Source organism: Streptomyces showdoensis (assembly GCF_039535475.1).
Classification (GTDB): Bacteria; Actinomycetota; Actinomycetes; order Streptomycetales; family Streptomycetaceae; genus Streptomyces; species Streptomyces showdoensis.
Map to the genome: position 1 here is coordinate 258906 of NZ_BAAAXG010000012.1, position 12119 is coordinate 271024.

Below are 12119 nucleotides of genomic sequence, written 5' to 3' on the forward strand. Positions count from 1 at the left end.
CCTAGCCGGCCGCGAGGGCCGCGTAGCCGGGGCGGACCAGCTCGTCTATCAGGCGGCGGCGCTCCGGCAGCGGCAGGAACGCGGCCTCCAGGGCGGCCACCGTGAACTCCTCGAAGACCTCCGGGCCGTAGCCGAAGGCGTCCGCCATGTGCTGGAACTCCTCGCTCATGGTGGTGCCGGAGACCAGCCGGTTGTCCGTGTTCAGGGTGATCCGGAAGCCCAGGCGGCGCAGCTCGTCGATCGGGTGCGAGGCGTAGTCCTTCGCGGCGCCGGTCTGCAGGTTGGAGGTCGGGCAGACCTCCAGGGCGATCCGGTTGTCACGGACGTACGAGGCGAGCCGGCCCAGCGTGCCGTCCTCGGCGATGTCGTCGGTGATCCGCACGCCGTGGCCGATCCGCTCGGTGCCGCAGACCTGCACGGCCTCGTGGATCGACTCCGCGCCGACGGCCTCGCCCGCGTGGATCGTGAAGTGGCAGTTCTCCCGCTTCAGGTGCTGGAAGGCGGGGAGGTGGCGGGCCGGCGGGTTGCCGATCTCACCGCCGGCGATGTCGAAGCCGGCCACGCCCTTGTCGCGGTGGGCGACGGTCAGCTCCGCGATCTCCAGCGAACGGTCGGTGTGCCGCATGCCGGTGAGCAGGGTGCGGACGGTGATCCGGCCGCCGGAGCGGCGCTCGCCCTCGCGGAAGCCCGCGTTCACGGCCTCGACCACCTCGTCGAGGCTCAGCCCGCCCTCCAGGTGCTGCTCGGGGGCGTAGCGGATCTCGGCGTAGACGACGCCGTCCGCGGCCAGGTCCTCGGCGCACTCGGCCGCGATCCGCTCCAGCGCCTCGCGGGTCTGCATCACCGCGCAGGTGTGGGCGAAGGTCTCCAGGTACCGCTCCAGCGAACCGGAGTCGGCGGCGTCCCGGAACCACACGGCGAGCTCCGCCGGGTCCTCGGTGGGCAGCGCGGTGTAGCCGCAGGCGCGGGCCAGTTCGACGATCGTGGCCGGGCGCAGGCCGCCGTCGAGGTGGTCGTGCAGGACGGCCTTCGGGGCCTCGCGGATCCAGTCGGCGACGGCGGGCGCGGCCACCGGGGACACCGGGGAGACGGGGGAAGCGGTGGGGGCGGCAGGGTTGTCAGACAAGTGCATGGCCGGGAAGTGTACGCCACCGCGGCGGGACGCGGATGTGACCCCGGCGACACCGCTCCCCGGCCGGGGCGGCGCACCGCACCGGCCGGCTCAGTTCGACTGCAGCACGGGCAGGGTCGGCGCCCCGGTGGGCAGCATGTGCTTGGCCGCCAGGACCGGGGTCTCCCCGACCCGTACGACCTGGGTGACGAGCACCGCCGGGGTGTCCGCCGAGCGGCCGAGCTGCTCGCCCCTGCGGCGCCCGAGCAGGGTCGCGCTCACCGCGCTGTGGCCCGCGAGCTGCACCCCGCGCGAGGCGCCGGCGAGGACGGCCAGCATCGAGGTGCGCTCCGGCGGGGGCGCCGCGCGCAGGGCCTCGGCGAAGGCCGGGTGGGTCCGCTCCAGGACCTCGTCGGCCGCCGCCCACTCGTGGCTGAGCGCCGCCGGGCCCGCCTCGCCGGTGAGCACGGACTCCCAGAACCGCAGCTCGGCGCCGGCCGGGGCGAGCAGGTGCTGGGTGGTGAAGTCGGTGGGTTCCTCCGTGGACCGCAGCAGGCCCCGCACCCGCAGCTGCGCCGCCTCGCCGAGCAGCTCCTCCAGGGGCTGGAGGTGCTCGAAGCCGCGCCGGGGCGGGTGGGCGTTGACCGTGCGGCCGACCCCGCGGCGCACGGTGAGCAGTCCGTCCTCCTGGAGCAGCAGCAGCGCCTCGCGCAGGGCGGGCCGGCTCACGCCGAGCTCGCCCGCCAGCTTGGGTTCGGAGGGGAGCGTCGAGCCCGGGGGATAGGTCCCCTCGTGGATGGCGTCCGCGATCCGTTCGTAGAGCGCGACGACCGGTCGCCGCTGCTGTCCGCCGGCTGCCACGGATCCTCCTCGTGCTCGCGCCCGCAGGGGTGCCTGCGGCTCCAGCTCTTACGGTAGCGGCCCCACCTTGTCTGACAAGTCACTCGGACGGGCGCCTCCACCGCCGCCACGGGGTGCGAATCGGCCCATCCTGGTGGGACGGACGACGGAGGAGAGGGCCGGCGATGAGTTCCAGGGAGACGTCGAGCACGGGCAGGGCGGCCCGCTCCGGCGGGGTCTTCACGCCCGGGCGGATCGCCATCGCGGCGGTCCTGGTCCTGCTGCTCGTCTTCATCTTCGAGAACACCCGGCAGGTACGGATCCGGCTGCTGATCCCCGAGGTCTCCATGCCGCTCTACCTGGCCCTGCTGATCACCACGGTGCTGGGCGCGGTCTGCGGCTATTACGCGGCGGCCCGGAGGCGCAAGTGAGGCGCGCGGCGATCGGGGGCGTGGTGGCCGTGCTGGCCCTCGCCGCCATGGCGGTCGGTTCGGCGGACGCGGCGGCCGAGGCCGAGGCGCGGGCGGCGGAGGACGGGCCGGCGGAGGGCGGCGGGCAGCCGATGCCGGAATTCCTCGGCAAGGGTCTGTGGCGGGTCTTCACCTCGCTGGACCCGCGCACCCGGCTCGACGTCCACGACGTGGGCGGCGGTGACCGCCGGGTGCTGTGGCCGCCGAACTGGCGCGTCTGCACCCAGCACCCCGCACCGGGTGCCGAGCGCGGTTCGCGGGGGCGCGTGGTGGTGGGCGTGGTGAAGAAGGGCGAGGTCTGCCCGGCCCGCGTCACGGCGGCCCGGCGCTGAGCACGTCCCCGGGCGGGCGCGTGTCCCGCCGCGGCCCGCCGTCAGCGCTTGTAGTTGATCTTCATCGTGTCCATGTCGGTGACCTTGGACCGCAGGTCGCGGAAGCCGTGCCCGAGCTCCTTCAACGCGCCCTCCACCCGGTCCTCGGCGATCGCCCCGGCCATCTCGTCGCCGTCCGCCGCCTCGGAGACGACGACCAGGCGGTACGAGAAGTGCTTCAGGTTCCGGTCGTAGGCGAGCGAGCCCTCCTCGGTGAACCGCATCGCCGACATGCCGTGCTCCTCGGCCTCCGCGAGCAGCCGCTCGCGGCTCTCCTCGGTCAGCCCGTCGAACGTCCCGCGCACGATCACCCGGTAGGTGTGCTGCGTGCCCATGCCCTGCCTCCTCGGTAAAGAAACCACCCTACGGCGGCGCGTGTACGCCGCAACGGAATTTCCCGGCGCCCCGGGCGGGGCCGTTGTCCACCCTCTGGCCAGCGGTGGTTCCGGCGTGTTCCATGGTCGTCATGACGACCGTACGACGTGCCGTACTCACCCTGTCCGCGGCGCCGTTGGGCCCGGACAACCCCCTCCCGGCCCTGCACCTCCTCGACGGGGCCGCCGCCCCCGCGGTCGACGAGCGGGCCGCGCTTCCGCGCGACATGGCCCGGCAGCTCGGGCACGCCCCGCTGCGCACCCTGCTGCCCACCCGGGTCAGGGACGGCTACGGGCGCGCGCGGACGCCCGTGGACCTCGACGCGATCGTGATCGAGAACGAGCGGCTGCGGGTCACCGTGCTGCCCGGCCTCGGCGGACGCGTCCAGTCCCTCTTCGACAAGGCGGCAGGGCGCGAACTGCTCTACCGCAACCCGGTGTTCCAGCCCGCGGCGTTCGCGCTGAACGGCGCCTGGTTCTCCGGCGGCATCGAGTGGAACATCGGCGCCCGCGGACACACCACGCTCTCCTGCGCCCCGCTGCACGCGGCGGTCGTTCCCGCGCCCGACGGAGGCGAGATGCTCCGGCTGTGGGAGTGGGAGCCGCTGCGCGACCTTCCCTTCCAGGTCGACCTGTGGCTGCCGGCCGACGGCGCGCACCTGCGGGCCGCGGTCCGGATCCGCAACCCGCACGAGCGGGCCGTCCCCACCTACTGGTGGTCCAACACGGCCGTCCCCGAGGACCGCAGGATCCTCGCCCCCGCCGAGCTGGCCTGGCAGTACGGCTACGAGCGCGCCCTGCGCCGGGTGCCGGTGCCCGCCGCCCCGGACGGCCCCGACCACACGTACCCCCTGCGGAGCACCCATGCCGCCGACTACTTCTACGAGGTGCCGGACGGGCGGCGCCGCTGGATCGCCGCGCTCGGCGAGGACGGCACCGGCCTCGTGCAGACCTCCACGGACGTGCTGCGCGGCCGCAAGCTCTTCCTGTGGGGCTCGGGGCGTGGCGGGCGCCGCTGGCAGGAATGGCTGACCGAGCCCGGCACCCCCGGGTACGCCGAGATCCAGGCCGGACTCGCCCGCACCCAGCTGGAGCACCCCACCCTGGAGCCGGAGACCGAGGTCTCCTGGATGGAGGTGTACGGGCCGCTGGCCGCGGACCCGGCGGCCGTCCACGGCGCGGACTGGGCCGCGGCCACCGGTTGCGTCGAGGAGGCCCTCGGCCGGGTGCTGCCCCGGGAGGAGGTCGAGGCCGCGTACGCGTTGTGGCGGGAGCGGTCCGCCGACGCCGAGCCCGGTGCGGCCCTGGCCGCCGGTTCGGGCTGGGGCGCGCTCGAAGTCCTGCGCGGCGGCTACGCGCTGCCCGGAACGCCGTTCGCCGAGGACCAGCTCGGCGCGGAGCAGCGGCCCTGGGTGCACCTGCTGCGCACGGGCGCCCTGCCCGAGGCGGAGGAGGGGGCCGTCGGGCGCACGCCCGTGTCCGGGGCCTGGCGGGACATGCTGGAGACCGCCCCGGCCGACCCGGCCACCGAATACCACCTCGGCGTCGCCCAGTGGGCCGCCGGCGACCTCGCCCAGGCGGTACGGAGCTGGGAGCGCGGCCTGAAGAACGCCTCCGTGCGCTGGCCGCTGCTGTACTGCCTGGCCGTCGCCGACCGCGAGGGCGGCCACCCGCGCCGCGCGGCCGAGCGGTACGCGGAGGCCTTCGAGGAGCAGTGCGGGGGCGACCCGCTCGTCACCGCGGCCCTCGGGCGCGAGACGGCGACCGTGCTCCTGGAGACCGGCGCCGCCGCGCAGGCCCGCACCGTCCTGGAGCGGCTGCCCGAAGAGGTGCGGGCCCGTGGGGCGTTCCGCTTCCTGGAGGCGCGGCTGCTGCTCGCCGAGGGGCGCAAGGACGAAGCCCGCGCCGTGTTCGACGCGGGCTTCGAGGTGGCGGACCTGCGCGAGGGGGCCGAGGTCCTGGGCGAGGTCTGGGCGCGGATCACCGATGAACCACTCCCGGACGCCTACGAGTTCAGGATGCGGCCCAGCTGAGGCCCGGGTGCGGGGGCGCGGGCCGGCCGGGCCCCCGCCCGGCGGTCAGGCGCGGCACAGGATCTCGCCGTGCGGGACCATGAACCAGGCGTCCTCCTGGGCGGCCCAGGTGCGCCACGCCCCGGCGATGCCGTCCAGCTCCTCGCGGGTCGCGTGGCCGCCGTCGACGGCCAGCGCGGCGTACACCGACTGCGTGGTGCGGTCCGCCCACAGGCCGCTCCACCAGGCCCGCTCCTCGGGCCGGGCGAAACACCAGGTGCCGGCGGTGGCGGCGATGTCGGTGAAGCCGGCCCGGCGGGCCCAGGACAGCAGCCGCCGGCCCGCGTCCGGCTCGCCGCCGTTGGCCCGGGCCACCTGCCGGTACAGCGCGGACCAGCGGTCCAGGCCCGGGTTCTCGGGGAACCAGGTGAACGCCCCGTAGTCGCTGTCCCGGGCGGCGACCACGCCGCCCGGCCGGCACACCCGCCGCATCTCCCGCAGCGCCCGGACCGGGTCGCCGACGTGCTGCAGCACCTGGTGGGCGTGGACGATGTCGAAGGAGTCGTCGGGGAAGTCCAGGGCGTGGACGTCGGCGACCGCGAACTCCACGTTCTCCACGCCCCGTTCGGCCGCCGCTGCGCGCGCCTTCTCCAGCACGTCCTCCGCCGCGTCCACCGCCGTCACCCGGCCCGGCGCGACCCGCGCCGCCAGGTCCGCGGTGATCGTGCCCGGCCCGCACCCGACGTCCAGGACCTCCAGCCCGGCCCGCAGTTCGGGGATCAGATAGGCGGCCGAGTTCTCCACCGTGCGCCAGCTGTGCGACCGCAGCACCGACTCGTGGTGGCCGTGGGTGTAGACGGCGGTCTCGTGCTGCGGCGCGGTCTGCTCGTCGGCGTGCGTCATGGCCGGACTCCCTCGTGTGAGTTGGTGCGGCAACGGTACGCCGATCACTCACATCCTGAGACCCCATTCTCGGAATGTGGACACGTCAGCTGAACGGCCCCGTCCTGTAACGGAGTTCGGTGAGCATGCGGCCACCCGTCTCCTCCGTGACGGACGTGCCGTCCGGACGCCACCCGGCCGCCCCGTAGAAGGCCCGCGCCCGGGGGTTCCCCTCCAGCACCCAGAGTCCCGCCGCACGGAAACCGGCCGCCGCCATCGCGGCGACCGTCGCGGCCAGCAGGTCCCGCCCCACGCCCCGGCCCCAGGCCTCCGGCACGGCGTACAGGGCCGAGAGCTCGGCCGTCACCGACGCGTCCCACTCCCCGTCGGGCCACGGGCGGAAGCAGGAGAACGCCACCGCGCCGTCCTCCTCGGCCAGCAGCACGGTCGGCGCGCCGGGCGCCGACAGCCGGTCCCGCCACACCTCCGTCCGCTCCCCGACGTCGAGGGAGTCCAGATACGCGTCTGGCACGAGGCCGCGGTAGGCGGCGCGCCACGAACGGACGTGCACGGAGGCGACGGCGGCGGCGTCGGAGGGACCCGCCGCACGGATCGCGCGCACCGAACGGACCGCACGGACCGCACGGACCGCACGGACCGCACGGACCGCACGGACCGCACGGACCGCACGGACTTCGGGGATCTCGGGGATCGGCATGGGCGCATTCTGGAGACCCGGCGGGGCGCACGGCCAGCCGGTTTCCCCGCGCGAGGTGCCCGGCCTACGCCTCCCCGCACGCCTCCCCGCCCTCCGTCGGCCCCGTCAGGCCCGCGCGCTCGGCGAGGGCGCCGCCCTGGAAGCGGCTCTCGGCGCCCAGCTCTTCGAGCAGTTCGGCGATGTGGCGGCGGCAGGTGCGCAGGGACATGCCCATGCGGCGGGCGATCACCTCGTCCTTGGCGCCCTCGGCGAGCAGCCCCACCAGGGCGCGGCGCAGGCTCGGGCCGACGTCCTTGTAGGCGGCCTCGCTGGTGCCGTGGAAGGGGATGGCGCCGGACCAGTGCTGCTCGAAGACCCGGCACAGGTACGCCACCACGTCGGGGTCCCGGACCAGGACCGCGCCCTCGCCCGTCCCGCCGTCGGCGCGGCGCGGCAGGAAGGCCACGGAGCGGTCGAACACCACGGCCCGGTCCGGCAGTTCGGCCGCCGTACGGTACTCGGCACCGGCCTCGGTGAGCCGCTCCACGTACCCCTGCGTGGAGAGGCTGGCACGCGCCGAGTGCTGATAGAGGGTGCGCATCCGCACGCCCCGGTCCAGCATCGCCAGGTCCCGGTCGATCGCGGCGCCCAGCCGCCCGGGCGCCCGCCCGCCACCCGGCTGGATGCTGAACACCTCCTCGCGGCAGCGCGCCGACTCCTCCGTGAGCATCGCGGACGCGGAGGCCATGTCGGGCAGCAGGTCGACGCCCTGCCGGCGGGCCTGTTCGCGCCGCGCGGCCCGGTACTGCGGCATCAGCGCGTGCAGTTCGTCGCGGACGGCCTGGGCGTGCGCGGCGGCCTGGGCGAGCTCCGCCTCCAGGGGGCCGACGACCTCCGCCGCCGCCGCGTCCGGGCTCACCGGTATCAGCTCCTCGGGCCTTCCGGGGGCCGGGCGCAGCAGCCGCAGCCGCAGCAGCGTGCGGGACGCCGCCTCCACCTCCTCCTGGCTCAGGCCGAGCGCGGGCACGACGTCGGGCGGCCAGCGGGTCAGGCTGCCGCGCGCGAGCACGTACTCGAAGACGGCGACGGCCCGTGCGTCCAGTCGTGGCATTTCATCGAGATGTGTCCCCATCGGGATGCTTTCCCCCCGCTTTGCGGCCCTGCTACTTCCGTGCCATGCAGGGTATTGCCAGGTCGCGGCCCTGGACCAAGCGGGCTCGCCGGGATGGACTGAGGAGGTCCGACGGGGTCAAACCCCGCCAGGGCGACATCCGGTGCGAACCCGTCGAACACGGGTCATGCGCGCCACCCGACGCGTCCCGAACCAGGAGCCTTCGCATGTCCGCAGCCGTCCGCTGTCTCCTCGCCCTCACCGTCCTGCTCACCGGCGCCGCCGCCGCGACCGCGGGGCAGCCGGGGGACGGGACGCTCACGGTGCGCACGGTCGCCGCCGACCCGATGGACACCAGCTGGGGCGACCACTACGTCAAGCCGCAGCAGTAGGACGGGACGCAGACCGTGTCGACCTCCCCCTCCGCGGCCCCCGCGTCCGCCGCCTCCGCGCTCACCACCGGCCCCGGCCCCCGCCGGGCCCGCCCCGAGCACGCCGCCGACCTCGCGCTCCTGCCCGATCTGGTGCGCGCCGCCGTCGCCCGCTCCGGCGCCTCCGGCTGGTCCGTCGAACCCGGCGCGTTCTGGTGCCACGTCGTGCCCGCCGACGCGGTCCGCCGGGCACAGGGCTGGAAGCTGCACGTCTCCGCCACCCCGCTGTCCGCCCCGCTGGTCCTCGCCCGCGCCGCCGAGGTGCTGATCGCCCACGGAGCGGCCTTCAAGTTCGCCGGCAGCCCCGCCCGGGTCGCCGCCCTGGTCTCCGGACGCTCCGCGCGCGGCGGGGGCGGCAAGTTCCTCACCGTCTACCCGGCCGACGACGACCGCTTCCGACTGCTCGCCGAGGAGCTGCACCGGGCCACCGCCGGCCTGCCCGGGCCCGCCGTCCTCTCCGACCGCCGCTACCGGCCCGACAGCCAGGTCTCCTACCGGTACGGCGTGTTCACCGGCGTACGGGAACTGACCGAGGACGGCGGCTTCGCGGCCCGGCTCACCGACCCCGAGGGCCGCCCGGTCGCCGACGAGCGCAACGCCTGGTTCAGCCCGCCCGCCTGGGCCGGCGACCCCTTCCCGGACCGGCCCGCCGCCGCGCCGCGCAGCACGGCCGCCGCCCGGCCCGTCCTCCTCGCCGACCGGTACGTCGTCAGCGGCGCCATCCAGCACTCCAACAAGGGCGGGGTGTTCCGCGCCGAGGACACCCGCACCGGCGCCCAGGTCGTCGTCAAACAGGCCCGCCCCCACGTCGGCGCCGGGCTCGAAGGCCTCGACGTACGGGACCTGCTGCGCCGCGAGGCGAGCCTCCTGGCCCGCTTCGCCACGGCCGCCCACGACGTCGTCCCGCAGCCGGTCGAGGTGTTCGAGCAGCAGGGCAGCGTCTTCCTCGCCACCGAGTCCGTACCCGGCGCGACCCTGCGCCGCACGGTCGCCGAGCGCCTCGCCGAGGACGGCGCCGCCTGCCCCGACGAACGCACCGCCGGCTCGCTGGTCTGGCAGCTGATCGAGCTGGTCGCCACCGCGCACGGACTCGGCGTCACCCTCCACGACTTCAACCCCAACAACGTCATGGTCACCCCCGACGGGCGGCTGCTCCTCATCGACCTGGAGATGGCCGCCGCCCCCGGCGAACGCTGGGTGCTCGGCGCCACCCCCGGCTACACCGCGCCCGAACTGCGCGCCGCCGACCAGGTGGCCCCCGCCTTCCCGCCGGCCGTCGACCTGTACGCCCTGGGCGCGACCGTCCTGCACGCGCTCAGCGGCGCCGACCCGCTGTTCGCCCCCGACCGGCCGGTCGCCGACGCCCGCCCCGACGAGGAGCGGCTGGCCGGACTCGTCGCGCTGCTGGCCCGCGACCACCCGCTCGTCCGCCGCTTCGCCCCGCTCGTACGGGGGCTGATGCGGGACGCCGCCGAGGACCGGTGGAGCCTGGAGCGGGCCCGGACCTTCGTCACCGGGCTCCGCGGGGACGGGGGACCGGCCCCCGCGTCCGTAACCGCGCCCGCGGCCACCCGCGAGGCGGAACCGCCGGACCCGTCGCCGACCCGCACCCGGCTGCTGCGCGACGGCCTCGCCCACCTGCTGGCCACCCTGCGCCCGGACGACCCCGAACGGCTCTGGTCCTCCGACTCGTTCGGCGAGAACTGCGACCCGGTCGCCGTGCAGCACGGCTCGGCCGGCGGGGTCGCCGTCCTGGCCCGGGCACTGCGGCACGCGGACGCCCTGGACACCGCCGGAGCGGCCCCGGACCGGACGGCGCTGCGCGAGGGCCTGGAGACCGCGGCCCGGTGGACCGCCGACCGGGTGGACACCCTGCCCGGACACCTGCCCGGCCTGCACTTCGGCCGCTCCGGCACCGCCTGGGCGCTGCTCGACGCCGCCCACGCGCTGGACGATCCCGACCTGGCCGGGCGCGCCGCCGAACTCGCGCTCACGCTGCCCGTCCGCTGGCCCAACCCCGACGTCTGCCACGGCGCCGCCGGATCCGGCCTGGCCCAGCTGCACTTCTGGCGCGCCACCTCCGACCCCCGCTTCCTCGACCGGGCGGCCCAGGCCGCCGAAGGGCTCCTGGAGGCGGGGCGGCGCACCCCCGAGGGGCTGTTCTGGCCGGTGCCGGAGGACTTCGGGTCCGCGCTCGCCGGAGCCTGGCACTACGGCTTCGCGCACGGCGTCGCCGGAGCGGGCACCTTCCTGCTGCTCGCCGCCGGGGCGACGGGGGAGGAGCGCTACCGCGCGGCGGCCGTCGAGGCCGGGGCCACCCTGGCCGCGGCCGCCCGGGGCGGAGCGGCCGGTGTCCTGTGGCCCGTGGACCGGGCCCGCCACCTGTCGAACTCCCCGGAACTGGCCCGGCACTGGTGCAGCGGCTCGTCCGGCGTCGGCACCTTCCTGGTGCGGCTCTGGGCCTCCGAGGGCGGCGCCGACGAGGGGCTGCTCGCCCTGGTCGACGGCGCGGCCCGCGCGGTCCGGGCGGGCCGGGTCACCGACTCGCCCGCCACCTGCCACGGCCTCGCCGGCAACGCCGAGTTCCTCCTCGACGCCGCCGGGCTCACCGGCGACGCCCGTCACCGCGCCGACGCGGAACTCCTCGTCGAGCACCTGGCGGCGCAGGCCGTCCTGCGCGACGGCCGGCTGCTCGTGCCCGACGAGAACCGCAGGACCGTGCTCGCCGAGTACGCCACCGGCCTCGCCGGCAGCCTCTCGCTCCTGCTGCGGCTGCACTGCGGCGGGCCCCGCGCCTGGCTGCCCGAGGGCTGAACGGCCCCACCCCCCCCATGGACTTCCGTCGGCCGCCGGCCGGCGGACGCCGGTCCCGCACGGGCCGGCACCCACCCGAGAAGAGCGAAGGAGAACGCCATGATGGAGCACGACATCGACGCCCTGCAGGTGCTGCCCCAGGAGGTCCGCACCGAGGACGCCCGCGGTGAGGAGCACGCCGCCGCGCTCATCACCGCCTGCCGCTGGCTGACCAGCGGCTGCTGACCCACAGCCGAGAGCGGGACCCCTTCCCCGTGGGGTCCCGCTTGGCGTTTCGGGGGTCGTGCCGGGCCCGAACCCCGTCTTCCGGGCCTACGCCGCCCACTCCCAGCGCCGCTCCCCGTCCTCGAACGCCTCCGTCGGAGCCAGGCCCGCCGCCGTGGCCACCGCCGCCGAGGCGTGGTGGTCGGGGTGGACGTGCGCCAGGATCACCGGGGTGCCGAGCGCGCGCAGCCAGTCCGCCAGCGCGGCGGCCGCCTCCTTGGCGAGCCCGAGGCCCTGCCAGGCGGTCCCGGTCACCCAGGCGATCTCGGCCGCCCCGGCGGTGACGGTGGCCTGGACGGTGCCGACGGCGGCACCCGTGTCCCGCAGCCGCAGGACCCAGTTGCACCACGCCGTCCCCGGATCCGCCGGGCCGGCCAGCATCCGGGCGTAGCGGGCCCTGAGCTCCGGCTCGGGCAGCGGGGCGCCGCCGATGAAGACGTGCAGCGCCGGATCGGCCAGCGCCCCGGCCATCTCGGGGGCGTGGTCGAGCCGCAGCGGCTCCAGGTCCAGGCGCGCGGTGTGCAGGGGGACGGCGGTGACGACAGGGATCATGGGACCAGTCTCGCCCGTGACCGCTCCGGCTGCTTCGGCCGGTCCGTTCGGTCCGGTAGGTCCGGTCAGTCCGGTCGGTCCGGTCGGTTCGGCTGGTCCGGTCGGACCGTTTGGTCCGACCAGTCCGTTCGGTCCGTTCGGTCCGGTCGCCGATCCGGACGGCCGACCTGACGAATGTTCATATGACGGC

13 protein-coding genes are annotated in these 12119 nt (G+C 75.9%); 6 read left to right on the forward strand and 7 right to left on the reverse strand.

Annotated elements, in window-relative coordinates:
* Position 1: 1 nt before the first annotated feature.
* Together ABD981_RS07890 and ABD981_RS07895 are read right to left on the reverse strand one after the other, a co-directional pair.
* On the reverse strand, positions 2–1132 hold the full coding sequence (locus tag ABD981_RS07890) for an adenosine deaminase (protein ID WP_046910717.1): 1131 nt from the start codon (positions 1130–1132) through the stop codon (positions 2–4).
* 90 nt (positions 1133–1222) lie between these two features.
* Positions 1223–1972 (reverse strand): GntR family transcriptional regulator, encoded by a 750-nt coding sequence (locus tag ABD981_RS07895; protein WP_046910718.1) that lies wholly within the window; start codon positions 1970–1972, stop codon positions 1223–1225.
* Positions 1973–2136: 164 nt separating this feature from the next.
* Between ABD981_RS07895 and ABD981_RS07900 the strand changes: the two genes are divergently transcribed.
* The gene (locus ABD981_RS07900; RefSeq protein WP_046910719.1) at positions 2137–2382 is read left to right on the forward strand and encodes a LapA family protein; all 246 of its coding nucleotides are present in this window, start codon (positions 2137–2139) and stop codon (positions 2380–2382) included.
* Positions 2379–2753 carry a hypothetical protein gene (locus ABD981_RS07905; protein WP_046910720.1) on the forward strand — a complete coding sequence of 125 codons (375 nt, stop codon included), beginning with the start codon at positions 2379–2381 and terminating at the stop codon, positions 2751–2753. Before ABD981_RS07900 ends, ABD981_RS07905 begins: the two co-directional genes overlap by 4 nt.
* A 41-nt stretch (positions 2754–2794) precedes the next feature.
* Here the strand turns inward: ABD981_RS07905 and ABD981_RS07910 are convergent, their stop codons facing one another.
* On the reverse strand, positions 2795–3127 hold the full coding sequence (locus ABD981_RS07910) for a DUF6204 family protein (protein ID WP_046910721.1): 333 nt from the start codon (positions 3125–3127) through the stop codon (positions 2795–2797).
* A gap of 122 nt (positions 3128–3249) precedes the next feature.
* Here ABD981_RS07910 and ABD981_RS07915 point away from each other — a divergent pair, with 122 nt between their 5' ends.
* Positions 3250–5199 carry a DUF5107 domain-containing protein gene (locus ABD981_RS07915; RefSeq protein ID WP_046910722.1) on the forward strand — a complete coding sequence of 650 codons (1950 nt, stop codon included), beginning with the start codon at positions 3250–3252 and terminating at the stop codon, positions 5197–5199.
* A 45-nt stretch (positions 5200–5244) separates the two neighbouring features.
* Here ABD981_RS07915 and ABD981_RS07920 read toward each other — a convergent pair whose 3' ends face one another.
* The 3 genes from ABD981_RS07920 to ABD981_RS07930 form a co-directional block, all read right to left on the reverse strand.
* Positions 5245–6081: a methyltransferase domain-containing protein gene (locus ABD981_RS07920; RefSeq protein WP_046910723.1), complete on the reverse strand. Its 837-nt coding sequence runs from the start codon at positions 6079–6081 to the stop codon at positions 5245–5247.
* Between the two features lie 85 nt (positions 6082–6166).
* Positions 6167–6682, reverse strand: a complete 516-nt coding sequence (locus ABD981_RS07925) for a GNAT family N-acetyltransferase (RefSeq protein WP_046910736.1) — start codon at positions 6680–6682, stop codon at positions 6167–6169.
* Between the two features lie 160 nt (positions 6683–6842).
* Positions 6843–7868: a hypothetical protein gene (locus ABD981_RS07930; RefSeq protein WP_123954994.1), complete on the reverse strand. Its 1026-nt coding sequence runs from the start codon at positions 7866–7868 to the stop codon at positions 6843–6845.
* Between the two features lie 227 nt (positions 7869–8095).
* Here ABD981_RS07930 and ABD981_RS07935 point away from each other — a divergent pair, with 227 nt between their 5' ends.
* From ABD981_RS07935 to ABD981_RS07945, 3 genes are all read left to right on the forward strand, one after another.
* Positions 8096–8260 (forward strand): hypothetical protein, encoded by a 165-nt coding sequence (locus ABD981_RS07935; protein WP_165591006.1) that lies wholly within the window; start codon positions 8096–8098, stop codon positions 8258–8260.
* Between the two features lie 15 nt (positions 8261–8275).
* A complete protein-coding gene (gene lanL / locus ABD981_RS07940) occupies positions 8276–11113 on the forward strand; it encodes a class IV lanthionine synthetase LanL (RefSeq protein ID WP_123954995.1) in 2838 nt (945 codons plus the stop codon).
* A gap of 99 nt (positions 11114–11212) precedes the next feature.
* Positions 11213–11338, forward strand: a complete 126-nt coding sequence (locus tag ABD981_RS07945; RefSeq protein WP_205628270.1) for an ALQxL family class IV lanthipeptide — start codon at positions 11213–11215, stop codon at positions 11336–11338.
* Positions 11339–11425: 87 nt separating this feature from the next.
* Here the strand turns inward: ABD981_RS07945 and ABD981_RS07950 are convergent, their stop codons facing one another.
* Positions 11426–11929, reverse strand: coding sequence for a GNAT family N-acetyltransferase (locus tag ABD981_RS07950; RefSeq protein WP_046910724.1), 504 nt, complete (start codon positions 11927–11929; stop codon positions 11426–11428).
* Positions 11930–12119 lie beyond the last annotated feature (190 nt).